General features: G+C 60.5%; 2 protein-coding genes. Both read right to left on the bottom strand.

What is annotated here, in order from left to right:
• Positions 1 to 525 (bottom strand): aldehyde dehydrogenase family protein (locus KVT39_RS36380; RefSeq protein ID WP_217591421.1); only part of this gene is annotated, 525 nt, incomplete at its 3' end.
• 33 nt (positions 526 to 558) lie between these two features.
• Positions 559 to 1,330 (bottom strand): fumarylacetoacetate hydrolase family protein (locus tag KVT39_RS36375; protein WP_217591420.1); only part of this gene is annotated, 772 nt, incomplete at its 5' end.

The following is a 1,330-nucleotide window of genomic DNA, read 5'->3' as shown; positions in this document are numbered from 1 at the left end:
TTCCGCCGGCTTGATGACGACGCAGTTCCCATACGCGAGCGCAGGCGCGATCTTCCAGGCGGGAATAGCGATCGGGAAGTTCCACGGCGTGATCAGGCCGATGACGCCCAGCGGTTCGCGTGTGACTTCGACCGTCAGTCCCGGGCGAACAGACGGCACAATCTCGCCGCCGACCCGCAGTGCCTCGCCCGCGAAGAACTTGAAAATCTGTCCGGCGCGTCCCACTTCGCCGACTGCTTCGGCGAGCGTTTTCCCTTCCTCGCGTGCCAGGAGTTTACCGAGTTCGTTTTTGCGCGCAAGGATGGTGCTGCCGACCTGGTCGAGCAGGTCAAAGCGCTGTTGCGGGGTGCTGAGCGACCATGTGCGAAAGGCTGAGCGTGCAGACGCGATTGCTTTCTGTGTCTGATCTGCGCTGGCCCGTGCGAAATGGCCGATCACATCGCTCGTGTCCGAAGGGTTCACATTAGGAGTGGAGTCGTTGCCATCGACCCATTCGCCGCCAATGAAGTTCTTGAATTGCGTCATCGTAAATCCCTCAATGAGTAAATACTTGCTTGATCAGCCGCGATTCAGCAGCGAGCGCTCGGCGAGGTTGGCGTACAGCGCACGCACGCCGAATGTCCACGGAGCGATTTCGGTCGACAGCCGCACGGTGTTGACGAGTGCGCCAAGCGGACGGGCGCTGATCGTCACGCGGTCGCCGAGATGATGCGTAAAGCCGCCACCCGGCGCATCGCGATCCTCGATCGGAGAGAACATCGTGCCGAGGAACAACATGAAGCCATCGGGATACTGATGGTGCTTGCCCCAGGTCTGGCTCACCAGGTCAAGAGGGTCACGGCTGATCTCCCGCATATGACTGATGCCTTCGAGCAGGAAGCCGTCGTCGCTACCTTCGACACGCAACGAAACACTCGTTTCTCGAATCGTGTCCAGCGAGAACCGTTCGTCGAACAGCCGGATAAACGGACCGATCGCGCATGAGCCGTTGTTGTCCTTGCATTTTCCCAACAGCAGCGCGGAGCGGCCTTCGATGTCGCGCAGATTGACGTCGTTACCCAGTGTGGCGCCGACCACCTCGCCCTTGCTGTTGACTGCGAGGACGATCTCCGGCTCAGGGTTGTTCCACTTCGAAGCAGGCAGCAAGCCGATATCGGCGCCGAGCCCGACTGAAGACATAGGCTGCGACTTCGAAAATACCTCTGCATCGGGGCCGATTCCGACTTCCATGTACTGCGACCCTGCACGGGGTCGCTGGAGTTCTTCCTTGTGCTTGTCTGCCGCTTCCGCGCCGGGCTTGATCTTCCACAGATCGGTGCCGATCAGCCGC

The organism is Burkholderia sp. GbtcB21 (assembly GCF_019091065.1).
GTDB lineage: Bacteria > Pseudomonadota > Gammaproteobacteria > Burkholderiales > Burkholderiaceae > Burkholderia > Burkholderia pyrrocinia_C.
This window is presented reverse-complemented; position numbering and strand designations above follow the sequence as displayed.